Source organism: Peribacillus muralis (genome assembly GCF_001439925.1).
Taxonomy (GTDB): domain Bacteria; phylum Bacillota; class Bacilli; order Bacillales; family DSM-1321; genus Peribacillus; species Peribacillus muralis.
Genome location: NZ_LMBV01000011.1, coordinates 77,864 through 78,193, shown reverse-complemented (window position 1 = coordinate 78,193; position 330 = coordinate 77,864). Strand labels below are relative to the sequence as shown.

The following is a 330-nucleotide window of genomic DNA, read 5'->3' as shown; positions in this document are numbered from 1 at the left end:
CCCAGCCCTTCGATTCCGAATACACCGTCACCTTCGTCCCTTTCGAAAGCCTCGTGACTATGCTTGAACTTACCGTCCCGCTTTTCCGCATATTGAGCGTACTTGCATTCACGTATTTCGTCGCCGTTTTATTAGTGGCAGCTGGCTTCGAATTGGTTACCGGCTGTTTCGCCGACAAATATTTCGTGCTGACATACCCGTCTTTTCCATTCGCTTTGACCTTTGCCCAGCTCTTCGATTCCGAATACACCGTCACGTTTGTCCCTTTTGAAAGCCTCGTGACTATGCTTGAACTTACCGTCCCGCTTTTCCGCATATTTAGCGTACTTG

Annotated in this window: 1 protein-coding gene; it reads right to left on the bottom strand. The window is 49.1% G+C overall.

Features of this window, described 5'->3' with window-relative positions; translation table 11 throughout:
• Positions 1 to 330 (bottom strand): SH3 domain-containing protein (locus ASU00_RS25485; protein ID WP_201786302.1); only part of this gene is annotated, 330 nt, incomplete at both ends.